General features: G+C 36.7%; 17 protein-coding genes. 13 read left to right on the top strand and 4 right to left on the bottom strand.

The annotated features are described in order from the left end of the window. Positions 1-41 precede the first annotated feature (41 nt). The 3 genes from CKK03_RS20975 to CKK03_RS20965 all read right to left on the bottom strand — a co-directional run bounded on the left by CKK03_RS20975 (position 42) and on the right by CKK03_RS20965 (position 5,087). Positions 42-2,336, bottom strand: coding sequence for an Ig-like domain-containing protein (locus CKK03_RS20975; protein WP_099364454.1), 2,295 nt, complete (start codon positions 2,334-2,336; stop codon positions 42-44). A 104-nt stretch (positions 2,337-2,440) separates the two neighbouring features. Then, on the bottom strand, positions 2,441-3,742 hold the full coding sequence (locus tag CKK03_RS20970) for an alpha-glucosidase/alpha-galactosidase (RefSeq protein ID WP_099364453.1): 1,302 nt from the start codon (positions 3,740-3,742) through the stop codon (positions 2,441-2,443). 70 nt (positions 3,743-3,812) lie between these two features. Beyond that, positions 3,813-5,087, bottom strand: coding sequence for a sugar ABC transporter substrate-binding protein (locus tag CKK03_RS20965; RefSeq protein ID WP_245864233.1), 1,275 nt, complete (start codon positions 5,085-5,087; stop codon positions 3,813-3,815). 315 nt (positions 5,088-5,402) lie between these two features. On the opposite strand from CKK03_RS20965, the gene CKK03_RS20960 reads away from it, so the two are divergent. The 3 genes from CKK03_RS20960 to speG all read left to right on the top strand — a co-directional run bounded on the left by CKK03_RS20960 (position 5,403) and on the right by speG (position 7,952). Continuing rightward, positions 5,403-5,903, top strand: coding sequence for a YehS family protein (locus CKK03_RS20960; protein WP_099364452.1), 501 nt, complete (start codon positions 5,403-5,405; stop codon positions 5,901-5,903). Positions 5,904-6,272: 369 nt separating this feature from the next. Further along, the gene (locus tag CKK03_RS20955) at positions 6,273-7,127 is read left to right on the top strand and encodes a malate synthase (RefSeq protein ID WP_099364451.1); all 855 of its coding nucleotides are present in this window, start codon (positions 6,273-6,275) and stop codon (positions 7,125-7,127) included. A gap of 309 nt (positions 7,128-7,436) precedes the next feature. Continuing rightward, positions 7,437-7,952 carry a spermidine N1-acetyltransferase gene (speG, locus tag CKK03_RS20950; protein ID WP_099364450.1) on the top strand — a complete coding sequence of 172 codons (516 nt, stop codon included), beginning with the start codon at positions 7,437-7,439 and terminating at the stop codon, positions 7,950-7,952. Positions 7,953-8,071: 119 nt separating this feature from the next. Here speG and CKK03_RS20945 read toward each other — a convergent pair whose 3' ends face one another. Beyond that, the gene (locus CKK03_RS20945; RefSeq protein WP_180271345.1) at positions 8,072-8,422 is read right to left on the bottom strand and encodes a hypothetical protein; all 351 of its coding nucleotides are present in this window, start codon (positions 8,420-8,422) and stop codon (positions 8,072-8,074) included. A 622-nt stretch (positions 8,423-9,044) separates the two neighbouring features. Here CKK03_RS20945 and CKK03_RS20940 point away from each other — a divergent pair. The 10 genes from CKK03_RS20940 (at position 9,045) to nadX (ending at position 19,024) form a co-directional block, all read left to right on the top strand. After that, on the top strand, positions 9,045-10,310 hold the full coding sequence (locus CKK03_RS20940) for an amidohydrolase (protein WP_099364449.1): 1,266 nt from the start codon (positions 9,045-9,047) through the stop codon (positions 10,308-10,310). Between the two features lie 66 nt (positions 10,311-10,376). After that, complete coding sequence (locus tag CKK03_RS20935; RefSeq protein WP_099364448.1) at positions 10,377-11,135, top strand: AraC family transcriptional regulator; 759 nt, start codon at positions 10,377-10,379, stop codon at positions 11,133-11,135. 207 nt (positions 11,136-11,342) lie between these two features. Continuing rightward, entirely contained in the window at positions 11,343-12,725 is a 1,383-nt protein-coding gene (locus CKK03_RS20930) for an MFS transporter (protein WP_099364447.1), read from the top strand. 48 nt (positions 12,726-12,773) lie between these two features. Continuing rightward, positions 12,774-13,619 carry a creatininase family protein gene (locus CKK03_RS20925; protein ID WP_099364446.1) on the top strand — a complete coding sequence of 282 codons (846 nt, stop codon included), beginning with the start codon at positions 12,774-12,776 and terminating at the stop codon, positions 13,617-13,619. 188 nt (positions 13,620-13,807) lie between these two features. Then, entirely contained in the window at positions 13,808-14,305 is a 498-nt protein-coding gene (locus CKK03_RS20920) for an arsinothricin resistance N-acetyltransferase ArsN1 family A (RefSeq protein ID WP_099364445.1), read from the top strand. A gap of 289 nt (positions 14,306-14,594) precedes the next feature. Beyond that, positions 14,595-14,891: an ArsR/SmtB family transcription factor gene (locus CKK03_RS20915; RefSeq protein ID WP_180271344.1), complete on the top strand. Its 297-nt coding sequence runs from the start codon at positions 14,595-14,597 to the stop codon at positions 14,889-14,891. Between the two features lie 53 nt (positions 14,892-14,944). Continuing rightward, positions 14,945-16,243, top strand: coding sequence for an arsenic transporter (locus CKK03_RS20910; RefSeq protein WP_099364444.1), 1,299 nt, complete (start codon positions 14,945-14,947; stop codon positions 16,241-16,243). 21 nt (positions 16,244-16,264) lie between these two features. Further along, positions 16,265-16,684, top strand: coding sequence for an arsenate reductase (thioredoxin) (arsC, locus tag CKK03_RS20905; protein WP_099364443.1), 420 nt, complete (start codon positions 16,265-16,267; stop codon positions 16,682-16,684). A gap of 361 nt (positions 16,685-17,045) precedes the next feature. After that, a complete protein-coding gene (locus CKK03_RS20900; RefSeq protein WP_180271350.1) occupies positions 17,046-18,014 on the top strand; it encodes a tRNA dihydrouridine synthase in 969 nt (322 codons plus the stop codon). A gap of 230 nt (positions 18,015-18,244) precedes the next feature. Further along, positions 18,245-19,024, top strand: a complete 780-nt coding sequence (nadX, locus tag CKK03_RS20895) for an aspartate dehydrogenase (protein ID WP_099364441.1) — start codon at positions 18,245-18,247, stop codon at positions 19,022-19,024. The last annotated feature ends 270 nt before the right edge of the window (positions 19,025-19,294 follow it).

Genomic DNA, 19,294 nt, shown 5'->3' with positions numbered 1-19,294 from the left:
ACCAAATAACTTAAGGGACAGCCCCATGCATTTATATTCTATTAATTTGGTTTTTTACCATTGTTAATAATAATGTGTGGAACTGCGACTAGGTCACTTTTATTTCCAACTTTATCAACCACATAAGCTTTCATCTTATGAATTCCCTGTGATAGGGATTGTGTTTTGATCACAGCAATACCATTCTTATTCGCTTCACCAACACCAACTGTTTCATCATTATCGACAATGAACACTTTTGCTCCTGGCTCAGTCTCAATTGTTATCTCTGGTGTACTGTTGTTCGTAGACATTGGTTTTACTGGGTCTAAGATGATTGGGGCTTCTGGTAGCGTACTTTCTTCACCATCACGAACATAAGCAAATAATTCTGCTCCGCGTGAAAAGTAGATATTCCCTTCATCATCTTTTGCATAAAGAGAAGCGTTGTCATCCAAGATTTCTATTTCCCAGTTATTTGGATTGAATTTAAACAATCGACCTAAAGATGTTCCATAGAAGTTGCCATCCTCATCAAAGTCTAAGAATGCACCTTTCCAGTAGTGACTAACTCCATCCCAGCTATAGCTGAACAACTCTTTTGACTGAAGAACTTCACGGGATTTTGGATCGAATTTAAAGATTTTACCTCGAGTCATGCCCCATAAATAACCTTCGTCATCAAACTCAAGTGCACCAATACCTCTTTCCCCAGGAATCGGAGTACCTTCGTATATTTTTTCTTTTGTTTCTGGATCGAAAATAAATAGCTTTGCATCATTAGCGGTCGGCGTACTATCCAATCCACCATACACACTTGTACCGCCATAGATTAATCCATCTTTGTATTGGAGAGAGATAATGCTTTGATCTTGGACAACATTTCTAAATGTTTCGTGCTCACCTGTAGCTTCATTTAATATGGAAAGTGTTCCACCTAACACACCATAATCAGGAACAGTACCTACAAAAACTAGACCATCACCTTCTGCCCAGGCAAATGGGCGATCCTGTTCCATACCATTTAATGAAAAAAGGACCTTTGGATTAGTTTGTTTTTCAGGAACGGTCGGATCATGTTGATAAGGAAGGGTAGGGTCATATTGATAAATATTGGCTCCAGGATAGACACCTAAATATAAATAATTCTCTGTCGCTATAATACCTTCCCCTTGTCCAAATCCGGTAAAACTTGTAATTTTATCATCTGTAGTAGAGTAATAGGCGAATCCACCAGAATGGTAACCACTGGAATAGATATTTCCATCTGGACCTAAGGCAATCGATTGAATGCTGATTGGTTGTCCTTCAATTTGGGCTGTCATTTCTTTTGATTGACCCGTTGTTGGATTATAAATCCAATAGGTTCCATTAAAACGTAAGCTTGTTAAATTTAACCCTTCAAATCCTGGTTCATCGAGTTCAATCCAACCGAACCCTTTGCTGCTCCAAGTGTCATTAAGTTCTGTCGCTGACAATTCTAGCGTATCTAAATCATAGGAATGAATTGTAGTTCCTTTGTGAAAATAGACTTTATTATCTGCATCGAGAGGGGAGACCATGCTGCCTTTTACTTGCGTGATTTCATCAACCCAAGTTTTATTAATCAGATCATAAACTAGTAGAGAGCTAGATTTTTCTAAACGAGTAAATAAATAATCACCGCGGATATCAACATCATAAGGGGTTCCTTCATCTTGGTTCTCTTCTGGTAGAAGGATTTCAGTTTTCTCTCCACTGGTCAAATCATATTCGATTAGGTGTTGTTCAATTCCCACACCAACATAAAGTTTTCCTTCATATACTTGAACATCTCTTGCATATCCTGCACCTTCAGCCGTTGTGCCGAAATCAGTGAAACGGTCTGTTACTGGATCGTACATAAATACTTTCCCATTTGGCCATGTTCCGCCATAAATACGACCATTTTCATCGGACGTGATTCCCCAAGTTGCTCCTTCTGTTTCTGTTGCCCTCCCAAGGTCTTCAAGTACATCTGTTTGCGGGTTATAACGGAAAAGGTTGGTCGTATCTGCGAGATAAACCATACCCGAAGGATCAACGGTCACTCCCCAAATCGAACTTGTATTATTTAGCTTGTGGCTAGCCACTTTTTCACCAGTAACCGTATTAATCACGTTAAATACTCCGGAAGACGCAACAAAAGTGGCCTGTATTCCATTTGGCCCCTCTCCATAAGCACTCGAGAAAATTCCAACGGTGTAATGTGGTACACCTAATTTTTTTACAAACCCTTGTGTCCCGGTTGTTCCTGCATGAGTTTTAATAGGTTGTGGTGTAATAAACATTGAAAAAAGTAGGACAAATGATAGTAGAATAAAAAATAAACGTTTCATTCATTTAATCTCCTTATTTCTTGAATTATAAAAATCCGCGACCTACTAGAACGAATGTATCTACTACATAGAACGAAGAGGTCGCGGACAAATGAAAGATGCAATTAATTATATTTTGGTAACCAATCCCCATGTGCTTCAATAAGGTCATCACATAATGAAACAATATCATCTAGAGACAATTCAGCAGCTGTATGTGGGTCAAGCATAGCAGCCTGATAAATATATTCTTTTTTCAGCGTCATTGCGGCTTCGATTGTAAGTAATTGCGTATTAATATTTGTTTGATTTAAAGCTGCTAATTGTTGTGGGAGCTCTCCAACATAAGTAGGAGCAATTCCGCTTCGGTCAACAACACACGGGACTTCCACACATGCTTTTTCTGGTAGATTACTAATCAAACCACCAGTGTTTAAGACATTACCCCCAAATTTAAAAGGGACATCTGTTTCCATTGCCTCAATAATGTATGAGCCATATTCGTGCGTACGTTCATGCGTTAGATTTTTGTTATTTACCAAAACCTCACGCATATTTTTCCAGCCTTCAATTTGATTGACACATCTTCTTGGATATTCATCCAATGGAATATTCAAACGATCAATTAACTCTGGATATTTACTTTTGATAAAATAAGGATGATATTCGGCATTATGCTCCGATGACTCGGTGACATAATAACCAAAGTGTTTCATTAATTCGAAACGAACCATATCATCATGTTTCGTTTTTTGCTTTACCATTGCTCTTTGCTTGATTACTGGGTATAAATCTTTTCCGTCACGCGTAATTTCCAACAGCCATGCCATATGATTAATACCTGCAATCTTCCACTGTACCTTATCTTTTGGCATTTCCAAAGAATCTAATAGTCTACTAGCACATACTTGGACACTGTGACATAATCCGACAGTTTTAATATTTGTATACCGTAACATGGTACCAGTCAAAACTGCCATTGGGTTTGTATAATTTAAAAACCAAGCATTAGGACAAACTTCTTCCATATCTTTAGCGATGTCCATAAGAACCGGGATCGTACGTAAGCTACGGAAAATACCGCCGATTCCAACTGTATCGGCAATAGTTTGTCGTAGGTTATATTTTTTTGGTATCTCAAAGTCAGTGATTGTACCCGGATTATACCCACCTACATGAATCGTGTTAATTACATATTTTGCATTTCTTAAAGCCTGTTTACGGTCCGTATAGGAAGCAATTTTCACAGTTGAATGAAGACTTTCCTTTAAGTTAGTCAACATGGCTTCAGATTCTTTTAATCTTTCTTGGTCAATATCAAATAATGCAAATTCAAAATCTTGAAGCGCTTCTACCGTCATGCAATCACCTAGTAGGTTTTTAGCAAAAGCTGTACTTCCTGCTCCAATGATGGTTATTTTTGACATTAAAGTTTTCCCACCTTATTTACGTGAATTTCCAGAGTTCATTTCGTTCTTATATACTACCCGAGTTCCGTTACTTTGCAATCTCAGTCTCAATTGCTTTTTCTGCAGCATCAAGTGCTTCCTGCGGGGTTTTTTCGCCTGCCATCATGGCTTGTAATTCTGCCTGAATTAATGGCATGATTGCTCGACCTTTCGGATGGATTACCCCAGGTAGTGCGTATTGTGTGTTCGCTGCAACATAACCTAAAGGATCTCCTTCAGCAAAAATATCTTTAGCCGATTCCCTTGTAGGTATAAAGTTTGTTAAAGAATTAAAAGTTCTTTGATTGTCTGCATTTGTAATTGTTTTTAAAAACTCAGCAGCTGCATCTGGATTATCACTATTAGAAGCAACAACAAACATTCCTGTCGTACCATAAGCGAATTGTTCCTTGTTTTTTAGTGGTGGTGAAATGACAAAATCAAAATCTCCCTCTTCTTGTAGTACAGATATTAAATCTGCAGATCCCATTACAGCTAATATTTTTCCACCTAACCATAATGCGTTATGATCCGTAGCCGTTATTGAATCATTAGGGATCCATTCCTTTTGATACATGTCATTAATAAGTTCAAAGGCTTCTAAACCTTCTGGGCTATTGATTAAAACTTCATTATCCTCGTTTACAACATTTCCACCTGCCTGCCAAAGCCATGGATACAATGTGTGGTTCATGGAACCACCACCTGGATAGCTCATGGCATAATATCCACTTGCTTTCGCTTTTTCAGCCCATTCTTTAAATTCGTCCCATGTTTTCGGAAGATTATTTGGATCTTCTCCTATTGCTTCAATGACATCGACATTATAAAAGAATGTTGTTGCTTCCTGTAATATTGGAAGGCCGTAAGTTTTACCTTTCCACTGAGTCGCCATCAATGCTGTTTCACCAAAATCATCCATATCGTTGTCTTCTAAATAGGGATCAAGTTCTAATAACATACCTACATCAGCATATTGTGGCATTTGGTCTGGAATGGCATAAAAAATATCTGGACCCGTGTTAGAAGCAAGTGCGGTAAGTATTTTCTGATCACGGTTTGCCCATGGTATGGTTTCAAAATTTACTTTTACATCATATTGTTCTTCAAAAGAAGCAATCATTTTGTCCCACATCGCCGTTTCTGCTTCCGGACCACCCGTATATGGATGTGCCCAAACCGTGATCTCACCAGAAATACCCTCATCATCAGCAGGGTCATTTTTATCCGCTGGCGGGGTTGAACCTTCATTAGCATTACATGCGGCTAGTATAAATCCAAAAGTAAATAAGACCATTAAAAGACATAAGCCTTTCTTTTTCAAATAAAATACCTCCCTAGGGTAATTTTGAAAACAAACGTCTCCTGAAATAACAAATCGAATAAACCTATATGTTTTAGATCCCTCCTTTATTTATTGAACTGCAAGCGCTAACAAAGTAGATTACATTATTATGGTAAATTATTTTAAATTTTGCGACAAGTCTATATAAGGTCTTTAAATAAAATGGGTAAAAAATCCCAGATTAAGGGAAGTGAGCTAGCTTCTGCTGAAGGAAAAGGGTAGAATCTATGTATAAGCAATCGAAAATTACCCGTTGCTTAAACAGGTACACTATTGAAAAAGGGAGCTCAAATGATGGATAATAACGATATTTTAATCCGATTGAGATATGCATTGGAAATAAAAAATAAAGAAATGGCAGAGATTTTTAAACTTGGTGGCATGGACGTGCCAGTACCAGATGTTGTAAAGATTCTTACAAAGACATATGATGAAGATGATTTTGAGAATGAAGATCAAATAAAGTGTACCCACAGTATGTTAGACTCATTTTTAAATGGCCTTATTATTTACAAAAGAGGGAAGCAGGAGCCAAAACCAGGACAGCCTAATCCACCAGAACCTACACTAAAGACAAGTGGGAACGTAAATAATCTTCTATTAAAAAAAGTCAAAATTGCACTAGCTTTAACGACTGAGGATATGCTAGATATTTTTGATAATGTAGGATTACGTGTAACAAAAGGAGAGTTAGGGGCTTTATTACGAAAAGAAGGACATAAGAATTATAAAGAATGCGGAGATAATTTCGCCAGAAACTTTTTAAAAGGGCTAACGATCAAATACAGAGGGTAGAGCCACTGCCACTCATTTAATGAGGTTCTAATTTATCATTCCAATTAACAACATAGAAAGTGATTGTTTATAGAGGTTTCCTAAAAGTTTTATGACTTTTGGGAAGCCTTTTTTTATAGCTATATCAAGTGGTTGCAGGGAATAAAATTTCATTTTACCTCACGATAAAATATATTGTCAACAAGAAAATTTGAAAAACTTTCAAAAAAATGTTACAATAATCTTACAATTGTTTTTCTATATCAATTTTTAAAAGCGAAGAACAAATCAATCAGTTATGTGGGATTTAAGGAAACAAGTTGAATAAAATGATCAATTTACTATCTATTAGTAACCGGGTTTTTTTATTCTACAAGGAGGACTAGAATAATGAATCTTATTAATAAGAAAGTTACACACAAACGTTTTGGTATGGGTAGTATAGTTGAACATAATGACTCTAGTATTGAAATCCATTTTGAGTCGGAAAATAAAAAGTTTGTTTTCCCTGATGTTTTTGAAAAACATCTAAAAATGCATGATAAAAGTATTGCTAATTCACTTGAAAAAATGATTCAAGAAAAGGAAATGGAACGAAAAGAAGAAGAATCGAAGAAGGAAGAGGAACGAAAACTACATCGGAAAAAACAGGAACTTCGCTTGGAATATGAAAAACTTATGAAAAATCATAAACTTCATCCAGAATCACAAATGGTTTTTTGGTGTGATCCAGAAGAACAGAATCGTTCTCTATCTGAGTGGAAGGTTTTTTCAGGCGAAATTAAAAGTGGAACGAACAAGGGGAAGCCAAATAAACCAATCCGCTTGCACCAAAATAGTGCTGTCCTGTTAACCGAAATAGATGACAGCAAGCCTGAAAAAGACAGACGTATCTTAGGTGTCTATATGGTAAAGGAAGGTTTTATCGGTAAGCTTTGTGAAGATGGATATATTCCAGCTCATTCCACATACAGGATCCAACTTTCAGAACAGGAATCTGAGCAGATGCTTTTCTGGAAATATTACGTCAATGAAAAGCACCCTCACAAAATGACATGGAATACAGGGAAATACCGCTATTTTGATAACCTATGGATGGCTCAAATTTTGCTCGATATCGTTTCGTTGAAAAGTGATCCAAAGGAACGAGAGCTTGCCCAACAATTCTTTGAACATTTTTGTAAAATGAATCAACTCACAGAGCAAGAGTTACAAAAGCCTAATGGTGCATTAATGCGTGATTAGTCGTTTGCTATTGACTGACACAATTTCCCCACTCATCACTATTTGCGATCAGTGCCAGGCTGTCGTGTAGTTTTTTGCGTGGTTGGAACTCATAGAATAGAAAAGCAGTTGATATAGAATCTCTATACCATCTGCTTTTTTGTAGTTGCCTTTTTTTGCGTCTTGCAATATTTATTCTGCAGTAAAAGGCGGAACTGCCTGTTTGCGTGAAACACGAGATTTTTTTTAGAAAAAATGGTCAAAAAGCGGGAGAAAAGGAAAGACTTTATTTAAAGAGGATTGAATGCAGGTTTCGGAGGATGAATAGTAATGAGTAATGTTAAATTAAGGCCTTTAGAACGAGTTGACTTAGGATTTGTCCATAAATTAAATATTAATGCAAACATCATGTCCTATTGGTTTGAGGAGCCATATGAGTCATTTGTTGAATTGCAGGATTTATATGATAAGCATATTCATGATCAGGGTGAAAGAAGATTTATTGTACAAAAAGGCGATGAAATGGTGGGGTTAGTTGAATTAGTAGAGATTGATTATATTCATCGTAGGGTTGAATTCCAAATTATTATTGATCCCAATCATCAAGGGCATGGATATGCGAAGTCTGCAACCTATCTCGCAATGGACTATGCGTTTTCTGTATTGAATATGTATAAATTGTATTTAATCGTGGATAAAACGAATGAAAAAGCGATTCACATTTATCAAAAACTTGGTTTTCAATTTGAAGGAGAATTAATTGATGAGTTTTTTGTTGATGGTGAATATCATAATGCAATAAGAATGTGTATGTTTCAACATCAATATTTTAATAGGGGTTCTTAAAAAAATGCACTAAAGAGGTTGGAAAACACAACTCATATTCAGGAAATCACACATCAGTTCAAGGAAAACGGAGTGCCGATGAATGGACACTCCGTTTTTTTCTGTTATCTTTGTACGTTTTAGTAAGGAGAGAATGGAATATTATAATTTGGATAGTATGAGTATGGGTAATATGGTGGGTACGGCGGATAATAATAAGGGTATGGTGGGTAATAATAACCATATCCTGGACCTGGAGCTAGTAGTGCACCAGTGGCTAGACCTCCTAAAAATCCTAAACCAAAGCCTGGTCTACCAAAACCAAAACCAGGTCTACCGAATCCAAAGCCCGGTCTGCCAAACCCAAAGCCTGGTCTACCAAAACCAGGTCTACCAAATCCAAATCCGGGGCGTATTCGTTGATCATTGACATCAATTATTTCTTGATTAAATGGTTCCTGTAAACCGATATATGGATAATCATTAGTCAAAGCAAATCCCTCCTGTTTATTTAATACACTAAAGGATATGCTAAAGTAGCCTATTTGGGTTGGGCATATGCCTCAAGCTAAGAAATTAATACAAGTTTGTTAGAATTCGAATCCACATTTTTATATCCCAAAATCTTATAGTTTAGCTTTTGAGTTTGATCCTCATGTAGACTCGTTGAGTGAACCATACGTAAATGAATCCAAATACATAATTGTTTGGGTATTCACACCATATCTGTTATTGACTGAGCAAGAGAATGTGATAAAATCTAGAAGATTTTAAGAATTGGAATAAATACTTCAACATGCAGAAGAAAAATGAAGCCAACATATGAAAGAAATCAAGTAAGCTATTGAGGGAGCTAATATATGCAAAAACAAACCTTACATGAAAACCTTATTAGTGCAAGTGAAAATGGATTATTGGAAGATGTAGAACGCCTCCTGCAAATAGGAGCTAGCATTCATTAAAAAGATAAAAATGGTAAAACCGCTTTAGCAATTGATGCAATTGAGAATGCAATCAAACATGATCCTACAAATCCTTTGTACCATTTGCACAAAAAGCAGTCTCTCGAATTTGTAGTAAAATAAATAGATCTATCCAAAGGAGAATACACGAATGGAAGATAGAAGTACGTTCAAAGAAGATCTACATAAAAAGAACTCCTATATGCTGTTAAATGTTCGATTAGAAAGTGGCTATAAATATGAAGATGGGCAGGTTGTCGCCACTGAAACAGAATTACGTCATATCGAAATAGAAAACGGTATTATTAAGAAAATACAAGATACTCATCTACCATATAGAAGTGAAATAGATTGCTACGATGCGATGGGAATGCTTCTCCTCCCAGCATTTAAGGACATGCATATCCATTTAGATAAAACCTACTATGGGGGTCCCTGGAAGGCAGGAGCAAATCGAAAAAGTATTTTTGACATGATTGAATTAGAGGAGGAAATACTGCCAGAGCTACTGACAACGGCACAAGAGCGTGCGGAAAAATTAATTGAGCTAATCCTGAGCTACGGTTCAACATATGTTCGAAGTCATTGTAATATTGATCAGACTGTCGGGCTAAAAAATCTCGAAAAATTAAAGGCTGCCCTTGAGAATTATTCAGATGAAATTTCACATGAGATCGTAGCTTTTCCTCAACATGGATTGCTTCGCTCTAATGTAGAAGGGTTATTACGAGAGGCTATGGAGCTTGGCGTAACACATGTAGGAGGTCTTGATCCAACCGTTGTTGACGGAAATATGGATAAGTCTTTGGAAAAAATGGTACAAATCGCAGTTGACTATAACAAAGGCATTGATATTCATCTTCATGAGGGTGGGGAAACAGGGATTAAAGCTATTAATAGATTGGCTGATTTAACCGAAGAGGCTGGACTAAATGGAAAAGTAACAATCAGCCATGCATTCTCACTAGCTTCATTGTCGGAAGAATCAGGAATCGAGCTTGCAAACCGATTAGCTTCATTAGGTATTTCAATTGCCTCAACTGTTCCAATTGGTAAATCGGTGATGCCAATTCCACTCTTTCAAAAGCAGGGAGTTGAAATCCTTCTCGGAAATGACAGTATTACAGATCATTGGTCACCGTTTGGGATTGGTGATATCCTTCAGAAAGCGCATCTTGCCGCACAATTATATGGTTGGAGCAATGAATATAACTTATCACGCGCTTTATCCCTAGCCACTAGAGGCATTACACCTTTAGATAAAGAGGGAAATCAAGTCTGGCCCAAGGTTGGGGATGAAGCTACTGCTGTCCTCGTATCTGCCAGCTGTTCAGCTGAGGCTGTAGCAAGGTTACCAAAGCGTGCTGCTGTTCTGCATAAAGGTGCATTTTCTTCAGGTTCTTTACAAAAAAAGTAATAGTACACAATGAGTGCTCCTTCTACAAGAAGGCAACTAGCCCATTTGAAGTGAGGTGATGGGAAAATGGAAAGGGAAGACCTAGAAGATCAAATAAACAATGAGTTAATTAAGAATAAAACAAAGCATGAAAAAATCGAATCAGGACACAAATTTCGGGAGGAATTATTGCAATCCATTCGAAAAGGAGATCAGAAATCTGTTGTTCAATATATAAATGGATTTAATGAGTTTCTAAGAGGAGAAACAGACACTTTAGATATTATTAAAAGAGTTCCAAGGAATGAAATACGTGCATTAAAAAACATATTATTATCGCATAATACGCTCTACAGCTATTCAGCGGAAAAAGGTGGCTTGAGTGCATGGCAATGTCATTACCTTTCTGAAAAATACGCAATTATGATTGAGAACGCCAAGTCTACACCTGAACTAGAAGAGATTCATAAAAAAATGCTAGAGGAGTACGCAGACCCTTCAATTCGTTTTATCGAATTTGAGAAAGCAACAATTGCCGAGAAAGCTGAGCATTTTATTAAGATGAACTTTTCTGAGGATATATCGATTGAGGACATATCCCGAAAGTTACATGTGCATTCTTCCCACTTAATGCGTACTTTCAAAAAAGAAAAAGGGATGACAATCAGTCATTATCGAAATTTGGTAAGGATTAAGGAAGCGAAGGAATTATTAATCAATTCTAATCTTTCGTTGATAGAAATCACCTTTATTGTAGGTTTTAAAAATCAACAATACTTTTCTCGTGTTTTTAAAGAGGAAGAAGGCGTAACCCCAAAAGAGTATAAACAAAAAAATAGTAAGTAAAGCCTTTAATCATCTGAAAAAATTGATGAAAGGCTTTTTTTATTTAATGCAATTATAGTGTAAAAGGATGCAATTTTATTGCAAAAGTAATTCGGGATTTTGAGTTAAAATTCTAATATATTAGTATTTTAAACGCTTTCATTATAGCGGCATTTAGGGTTATTTTAAAAAATATAAATCTATTTTATTTACATTGGGGGTTACATCATGGAAAAGAAACAGGTTAGAAAATTTGGTTTCCGGGATCAATTTGGATACATGCTAGGGGATGTTGGTGGAGGATTTGCAAACCTTTACATCGGTTCGTTTTTCCTTTTATTCACCACCTCCGTACTTGGAGTAAGTCCTTATTTCATGGGAACATTGTTTTTAGTTGCCCGGATATTTGATGCATTCACAGATGTTTTGATGGGAAGTATTCCTGATAGATGGAGATTAGGAAAAAGCGGCGATAAATTTTTACCATATATCAATATCTCAAAATGGTTACTAGCAGCATCCATCTTAATTTCATTTGCTGATGTCTCAAGTTGGTCATCAACGGCAATTCATGTATGGGTCGTTTTTGTTTATCTATTCTATGGAATCGCATACACAGCTGATTCAATTCCTTATGGTTCATTAGCGGCTGTTATTACAGATGATCCAATTGAACGTACGAAATTATCTCGTGCTCGTGCTATTGGTGGTATGGTTGTTGGGATCGGATTTTTATCGTTTGTCCCTATGTTTATCTATGATAAATCTGGAAATCTAGTACCTGAAATGTTTTTCTATATTTCTATCGTATTCAGTATTCTTTCTGTTCTTGCTTATACAGGACTTGTCAAATTAACAACAGAACGTATTCGTGATGATAGACCAGTTGGTACTAAACCTGATTACAAATTTACAGATGCCTTAAAAGCTGCCTTAAAGAATCGACAGTTATTAGGGATGATGGTAGCAAGTGTAGGTTCTTTAATTATGATCAATGGTGTTACACAATTAGCTGCAATTGTGTTCTCAGAGTATTACAATAATCCAGGTGCATTTGCGCTTAACTCATTCTTACAAATGGGAGTTACACTGGTATTGTTTCTTTTTGTCCCTACTCTCGTTAAGAAGTTTGGTAAACGTAATATGGTCATTAGTACGGCAAGCTTTAGTTTAATTGCTTCTACACTCCTAACAATCTTTATTATTGAGAATGTTTATGTGTATATAGTAGCCTATAATATCGCTACTATCGCAAATATGGTTTTTGTTATGATCGTATGGGCACTCGTTACAGATTGTTTAGATTTTACAGAGCTTCAAACTGGCAAACGATATGATGGAACACTTTACTCCATTTATTCATTCTCACGTAAAGTAGGTATGGGTGTTGGTTCTGCACTTGGTAGTTATGCTCTAGGTTGGGTAGGATTTGTTTCTGGACAAACTTCTCAAACCCAAGAAGTCGCAGAAGGTGTTTTACGTATGTATAACGGATTACCTATTTTATCTTTTCTCTTAATGATTATCGGTATTGCGTTAATTTTCAACTTGAATAGTACGAAAGCTCAAGAAATGTATACTACATTAAAAGAACGAAGAGCACAAAACTAATCTATTAAATATATACTTTAAAAAATTTTTAAAAGGGGATGTTATTCGATGAGAACTCGGTTCCTAACTAAATGCACAAACGGTGAAGTTGAAGAGTACCTGCAAGAAAATGATCTGATTTTTGTACCTGTTGGTGTAACAGAAACGCACGGAGCATTACCGCTTGATGCAGAAACAGTTTTTGCTGAAGCTGTTGCTTTAAAAATGGCAGAAGCAACAAACGGACTTGTTCTTCACAATCTTCCATATTTCTTTGCGGGTGGGACAGCGATGGCTCGCGGGACCGTTAATATAAGCGTTAAAGAGGGTATGAGATATTTAGAAGCAATAGCTAAATCACTTTTAAAACAAGGCTTCAGACGACAAGTGTATGTAACATGTCATGGTCCTGCTCACATAACATTAAGCGGAATGGTTCGTGATTTCTTTGAAGAAACGAAAGTCCCGATTCTTTATATGGATATGGTGAAAGTATTTGATGCAGTTGAAGATTTAAGTTACTCATTTATGGATAAGTTTAACGATATGAGTATTGGTGCTTATAAAATACTTGGAAGATTAGATGATGTTCCATTGAATGTACCTGAATCCAATTCGGTCACATATGATATACAAAGCATGTTAGATGGCATGAGTAAAAACCCAGGTAACCAACTTGGGAAATATGCATTACAATCTGGAGCCATTGGTTCTTACTTTGATCAAGCATCCGATCACTTAGTAACTCCTCTTTTAACTTCAGAAGAGGAACGTGAAAAAATTGCAAAATCAGGTGTACTTGCGTTAGAAGAACTTATCGAAAAATTAGATATGCCAACAATTGTTGACCTTTTACGAAAAACAGATGAGTACACTCAAAACGACAGTCTACCAAAATACGGTGAATGGTTATAATTTAGGAAAAAACGAGAATTTAATTTCTCGTTTTTTTTGATGGGAATTTATAGTATTTTATATCGCATTAGCAGTTTTGTTTTATTTCTCTGGTGTGAAAGGAAATATACAAATTTGTAGTTTGAAATTACCAGTGAATAAGTTATATTCAATATGAAAAACGAAGCTGCAGGGGAGGAACATTTTTTATGAGAAATATCAATATCCGCATCGCTTCTATTCACGATATTGATGATATTCTTTCAATTTATAATGAGGGTATTGAAGATCGAATTGCAACCTTGGAAACCTCAATAAAAGATAAGGATTTTATGCTTGCCTGGTTTCATCGACATACTGGACGTTTTAAGGTGATAATAGCCGAAGTTGAGGGAGAAATTGTTGGATGGGCAAGTCTAAATCAGTATAATAGTCGTTCTGCATATGATGGAGTTGCTGATTTATCTGTTTATGTTAGAAGAGATGATCGTGGAAGAGGCATAGGAGGAAAATTACTTTCCACAGTCGAGAAGCTGGCTAAGGAAAACGTATTCCACAAAATTGTCTTATTTACTTTTCCGTTTAATGAACTTGGTCAAGGACTTTATAAGAAAAGTGGATTTCGGGAAGTAGGCGTATTTAAAAAACAGGGAAAAATCGATGATCAATTTATTGATGTTATGGCAATGGAGAAACTGTTAGTTTAGGAGTATAAGAAAGTAATTTATGTGTTATGGCCGGTCTGAAATGTATAGATTGGTCACTTTTTTCATAATGAAATATGCAGGCTTCTACTCAAAATCAAAGAGAAATTAAAGGTCAAGTGTGTATCAAAAAATGTAAGGTATTTATACTAATTAGGAAATATAGATTTGACTTGTATTGAAATTGTTTGATATGCATTAAAATAAAGGTTGCGACTTTTATTTAAGTAGAATATTATATAAGCAAAAGGTTATATAAGGGAGTTCTTATGTAAGGAAGGAGAAGACTGATTTGGAGAACATTGAATTAATGGCTAAGCAGCTAAAAGCTGTAAGTGACCCTAACCGATTAAAGCTATTATCATGCCTTAAAAAAGGGGAAGTATGTGTTTGTGATTTTGTCGATGTTTTAAATATTTCTCAACCAGCGGTTAGTCAACAATTGAAAAAGTTGAAGGATGCTGGAATTGTTCTTGAAAGACCCTCGGGTACTTGGAAACATTATCGATTAAATGATGACTTACCTCCATATATTCAGTCTATTATTGATCAATTGCAAGAAATCGCAATCATTAAATGCGATTGTTAAGTATGCAACAGGAGTACTTTAATACATCTAAGTAAGTAGTAGGAGGTTATATATTGATATCAGTAATTTTAGCTTCAGTTATTTTCTTAATTACACTCGTCTTGGTTATTTGGCAACCTAAGGGTTTATCGATTGGTTGGTCTGCTTGTGGTGGGGCTGTCTTAGCTCTAATCGTTGGAGTAGTGGATTTTAAAGATGTAATCGATGTTACATCTATTGTTTGGAATGCAACGTTAACGTTTGTGGCTATTATTATCATTTCATTAATACTAGATGAGATTGGTTTCTTTGAGTGGTCAGCACTTCATATGGCAAGAACCGCAAAAGGAAATGGAATTCGAATGTTTGTGTATGTTTCGATATTAGGAGCACTAGTTGCAGCTTTCTTTGCTAACGACGGAGCAGCGTTAATTTTAACTCCAATCGTTTTAGCGATGGTTCGGAACCTTAACTTCAATGAAAAAATGGTATTTCCATTTATCATGGCAAGTGGATTTATTGCAGATACGACATCTCTGCCACTTGTCGTCAGTAACTTAGTAAACATTGTTTCAGCAGACTTTTTTGGAATTGGTTTTGCAGAGTTTGCATCAAGAATGATTGTTCCCAATCTTTTTTCGTTAGCAGCAAGTATTTTGGTCTTATATCTATTTTTCCGTAAGAGCATTCCGAAGAATTATGATATGACTCAACTGAAAAAGCCAGCAGAAGCGATTCGTGACCTGAAGATGTTCAGATTATCTTGGGTTGTGTTAGGGATACTACTTATTGGATATTTTGCAAGTGAGTTTACAGGAATTCCAGTATCGATTATCGCAAGTATTGTAGCAATCTTCTTCCTCTTCATGGCTAGGAGAAGTTCAGCCGTAAATACACGTACAGTTGTAAAAGGTGCTCCGTGGGCTATCGTGTTTTTCTCAATAGGAATGTATGTAGTTGTATATGGGTTAAGAAATGTTGGGCTTACAGATATCCTAGCAAATCTTATTCAGTTATCTGCTGATCAAGGCTTATTTGTGGCAACAATCGGAATGGGATTCATAGCAGCAATTCTGTCATCAGTTATGAATAACATGCCGACTGTCATGATAGATGCTCTAGCAATTGCAGATACAAATACAAGCGGTGTAATAAGAGAAGCTCTTATCTATGCGAATGTCATTGGTTCAGATTTAGGTCCGAAAATTACACCAATTGGTTCTCTTGCTACCCTTTTATGGTTACATGTTCTTTCACAAAAGGGAGTTAAAATTTCATGGGGAACCTACTTTAAGACTGGTATTATACTAACCATCCCAACATTGTTCATCACACTCGTTGGATTATATATTTGGCTGCTTATTATTCATTAAACAACAAAGGAGATTTCGATTATGTCAAAAAAAACAATTTACTTTTTATGTACAGGTAACTCTTGCAGAAGCCAAATGGCTGAAGGGTGGGGGAAAAAGTATTTAGGAGAAGAGTGGGACGTATTAAGTGCTGGTATTGAAGCACACGGCTTAAATCCTAATGCGATAAAAGCGATGAACGAAGTTGGAATGGATATTTCCAATCAAACATCAGATATTATTGACCCTGAAATTCTAAACAATGCTGATTTTGTTGTAACTTTATGTGGAGATGCTGCTGATAAGTGTCCAATGACACCATCACATGTTAAACGTGACCATTGGGGATTCGATGATCCTGCGAAAGCTCAAGGTACGGAAGAAGAGAAATGGGCAGTGTTCCAACGGGTACGTGACCAAATTGGTGAAAGAATTCAACGATTTGCTGAAACTGGTGAATAATAGAACTACGATAGGAGCTACCACATTTCTCGTTGGTATTTGAAGGATGGGAGGATATGAATGCATATTTAATGGCTATTAACCAGTCATTCTATGCATTCATATTCTCAGTCTATTCATGTAATTAACCTTTCAATATCCGCAAACACGTACCTCCCCTTTATCCTAACCTACCTTTTTTTACCCGATTTTCTTTACGCTTTAAATTTGATATAGTAAAGTTTATAATTTTTAAAGTTATTATAGTTTGATAAAAAGGATTCATGAATGGTTTAGATATTAAAGAAACATGAACATTTCTGAGTTTAACTTTCGGATGTGAGGATGAACTCGTCGATATAGAGAGGATTTGAGTTTGATTATGAAAGATAATTTTTGGCGTGATCTACCACGGCCGTTTTTTATACTTGCACCCATGGAAGATGTGACGGATGTTGTTTTCCGCCATGTAGTGAGTAAAGCAGGCAGGCCTGATGTGTTTTTTACAGAGTTTACGAACACCGATAGTTATTGTCACCCCGAGGGGCAGCAAAGTGTGCGCGGGCGTTTGACGTTTACAGAAGATGAACAACCAATTGTGGCTCATATTTGGGGAGATAAGCCTGAACACTTTCGAAAAATGAGTATCGGTATGGCTGAACAAGGATTTCGGGGTATTGATATCAATATGGGCTGCCCGGTAGACAATGTGATAGAGGATGGAAAGGGATGCGGTCTCATCCGCCGTCCGGAAGTTGCAGCTGAAATTATACAAGCAGCAAAAGCAGGAGGACTGCCTGTTAGTGTGAAAACAAGGCTTGGTTTCATGGAAGTAGATGAATGGCGCGACTGGCTAACACATATTTTGAAACAAGACATTGTTAATTTATCCATTCATTTGCGTACTCGAGAGGAAATGAGCAAAGTCGATGCGCATTGGGAGTTGATTCCGGAAATCAAGAAACTTCGTGACGAGGTGGCACCAGATACACTTTTAACGATTAATGGGGATATTCCTGATTATCAAACTGGCATGAAGCTTGCTACTCAATACGGTGTTGATGGAATTATGATTGGTCGCGGTATTTTTAAAAACCCATTTGCCTTTGAAAAAGAACCGAAAGAGCATAGCAGTAAGGAATTTCTTGATCTTCTACGATTGCATCTCGATCTATTTGACGAGTATTCGTATTTACAAGCACGTTCTTTGGGACAACTTCGTCGCTTTTTTAAGATTTATGTTAAGGGATTTCGAGGGGCGAGCGAGTTAAGAAACCAATTGATGAGTGCAAAGTCAACAGATGAAGTGCGTGCACTGCTTGATAACTTTGCGTTAGAGAATGATATGTAATTAAATCGAAAAAGCTTGTAAAGACATGGATTCTTTACAAGCTTTACTTTGTTTATAGGGAGCTTTGTAGCTGTATTTTTTAAAAACCAAAGAAACTCCACCAGCTTTTTTCATTGAAGGCAAACCAATAGAAAGGCGTTATCGTGGAAAATGCACCATTAACTGCCTATGATAGAGTGAGAAGTTAATAGTCTTTCCTGGTATCTATTAAAGACATAAGGAGGCCAACGATGAATATCGGTGTAATTGGAGCGGGAGCAGTTGCTACTTTTTTATTGAAAGAAATCAATCAAAATCAACTTGAAGAACTACAAATTAAAAGCATTTTGGTACGGAATACAGAAAAATATCGATTGTTGGAGTCAAAATTTGGTGTGAAATTGTTTACTGATCTCAACTCATTTCTTGATTCAGAAATCGATATTGTAGTGGAGGCAGCGAATATACATGCAGTAAAGACTTTGTTGCCATCGGTTATTAAGAAAAAGGATGTAGTGGTAATTAGTGTTGGTGCACTTGCAGATGAAGCACTGCTGAATGAAATTAGTAATCTTGTAAAAGAGTATAAGTATACCGTTCATTTACCGTCTGGTGCAATTGGTGGTTTGGACTTATTGCAAAATGCAAACGCCCTAGGTAAGGTTTATAGCGTTTCGTTGACAACTCGGAAACCTGCCAACTCCCTCATAGATGAAGACATCCGTGAAGCGAAGGTTGTTTTTGAAGGGAAAGCGATTGATGCAATTAAGCAATTTCCGAAAAACATGAACATCTCCATTGTTCTGTCTCTTGCGGGGGTAGGGATAGAGAAGACGAGAGTATGCCTTGTCGCTGATCCGCATATTGAAAAGAACATACATCAAGTGGACATATCAGGTGAGTTTGGTGAAGCAACATTCTCTATCACCAATCATCCATTTCCGGAAAATCCAAAGACGAGCTATTTAGCGGCTATGAGTATTCTGGGGACATTAAAAAGAATGGATGGAAAAATGAGAATTGGTGGGTAATTTAGAGTTTTAAATCACCCCATAATTGATGGAGCGAGCCATTAAGGTTCGCTCTTTTTTCACTTCAATAGACAACCTCTTACTATTGTACTATTGTACCTAGCCTTGTCCGAAGACGGATCACCTTCATACACCCCTGCGCCGACATTGCCTTCGCTTCATCGAGCGTATGAAGAGGAAAAGGGCTGATGAAAAGTTGCTGAACCCCCTTCATCGAGCGTATGAAGAGGAAAAGGGCTAATGAAAAGTTGCTGAATCCCCTTCATCGAG

The sequence above is a fragment of the Fredinandcohnia onubensis genome (assembly GCF_002734215.1).
Taxonomy (GTDB): Bacteria; Bacillota; Bacilli; order Bacillales; family Bacillaceae_L; genus Ferdinandcohnia; species Ferdinandcohnia onubensis.
Note: the sequence above shows the minus strand (reverse complement) of the source record. Positions and strands in the feature narration are given on the sequence as shown.

What these genes read in the sequence shown, in the direction of transcription:
- CKK03_RS20975 (WP_099364454.1), bottom strand. Translation starts at nt 2,336, where the DNA reads ATGAAACGTTTATTTTTTATTCTACTATCATTTGTCCTACTTTTTTCA.
- CKK03_RS20970 (WP_099364453.1), bottom strand. Translation starts at nt 3,742, where the DNA reads ATGTCAAAAATAACCATCATTGGAGCAGGAAGTACAGCTTTTGCTAAA.
- CKK03_RS20960 (WP_099364452.1), top strand. Translation starts at nt 5,403, where the DNA reads ATGGATAATAACGATATTTTAATCCGATTGAGATATGCATTGGAAATA.
- CKK03_RS20955 (WP_099364451.1), top strand. Translation starts at nt 6,273, where the DNA reads ATGAATCTTATTAATAAGAAAGTTACACACAAACGTTTTGGTATGGGT.
- speG (WP_099364450.1), top strand. Translation starts at nt 7,437, where the DNA reads ATGAGTAATGTTAAATTAAGGCCTTTAGAACGAGTTGACTTAGGATTT.
- CKK03_RS20940 (WP_099364449.1), top strand. Translation starts at nt 9,045, where the DNA reads ATGGAAGATAGAAGTACGTTCAAAGAAGATCTACATAAAAAGAACTCC.
- CKK03_RS20935 (WP_099364448.1), top strand. Translation starts at nt 10,377, where the DNA reads ATGGAAAGGGAAGACCTAGAAGATCAAATAAACAATGAGTTAATTAAG.
- CKK03_RS20930 (WP_099364447.1), top strand. Translation starts at nt 11,343, where the DNA reads ATGGAAAAGAAACAGGTTAGAAAATTTGGTTTCCGGGATCAATTTGGA.
- CKK03_RS20925 (WP_099364446.1), top strand. Translation starts at nt 12,774, where the DNA reads ATGAGAACTCGGTTCCTAACTAAATGCACAAACGGTGAAGTTGAAGAG.
- CKK03_RS20920 (WP_099364445.1), top strand. Translation starts at nt 13,808, where the DNA reads ATGAGAAATATCAATATCCGCATCGCTTCTATTCACGATATTGATGAT.
- arsC (WP_099364443.1), top strand. Translation starts at nt 16,265, where the DNA reads ATGTCAAAAAAAACAATTTACTTTTTATGTACAGGTAACTCTTGCAGA.
- CKK03_RS20900 (WP_180271350.1), top strand. Translation starts at nt 17,046, where the DNA reads ATGAAAGATAATTTTTGGCGTGATCTACCACGGCCGTTTTTTATACTT.
- nadX (WP_099364441.1), top strand. Translation starts at nt 18,245, where the DNA reads ATGAATATCGGTGTAATTGGAGCGGGAGCAGTTGCTACTTTTTTATTG.